This is a genomic window from Bartonella sp. AP57NXGY, assembly GCF_042195805.1.
GTDB lineage: Bacteria > Pseudomonadota > Alphaproteobacteria > Rhizobiales > Rhizobiaceae > Bartonella.
Genome location: NZ_JBHIOZ010000516.1, coordinates 1 through 715 on the forward strand (window position 1 = coordinate 1; position 715 = coordinate 715).

At 36.4% G+C, this 715-nt stretch carries 1 protein-coding gene; it reads left to right on the forward strand.

Annotated features, from left to right (window positions below; all coding sequences use genetic code 11):
- A partial coding sequence (locus tag ACFIL8_RS11785) for an EexN family lipoprotein (protein ID WP_375689966.1) occupies positions 1–402 on the forward strand: 402 nt, incomplete at its 5' end.
- Positions 403–715 lie beyond the last annotated feature (313 nt).

Genomic DNA, 715 nt, shown 5'->3' on the forward strand with positions numbered 1-715 from the left:
AATAAAGTTCTCATAACAACATTGCTACTTGGCACTGGAATTATCGCTGCTGGATGTGAAAAAACCTATAGCGTCGCAGAATTTAAAAAAGATAAAAATTTACGCTTAGAGTGGGATGCTAGATGTGGATTTGCAGGAACTTCAAAGAATTGTGAAAACATGCGGTTAGCATTTTTAGAACTTGATAAGGAACGTCAGGCACAAGCAGCAGAAAGAGAGCGTCAAGCGGAAGAGAACAATCGCAAAAGAGATGAAAAAGATATGGCTGAAATGAGAGCCAGAATTAAAAAAATGAGAGAAGAGAATCAAAAATTCCTTGCTGAACAAAGAGCAAAAGAGCGTGCTGAGGAAGAACGAAGAGCAAAAGAGCGCGCGGCAGAAGAACAACAAAATAACCATTAAGACATAATGAAGAGCGGAGCATCTCAATGGCAGTAGAAAGCAAAGGCATATTCACTAAGATAGACAATATGTTGATGAATCCCATTACAAAAACAATGGATAACATCTATTGCGCTTTAGCTGCTCAACTTAAAGAACCTTACAGACTATACAATATATTTATGGCAACATTATGTCTGTGCCCTAGATTTATCATCACTGGTTATAAAAAACCGATAACACAAGCATAATTTAAAAATTGTGCTCAAACCTTGTAAAACTGAAAGGAAAAAGGGGAAATATTGATGAATAAAGTTCTCATAACAACATTGCT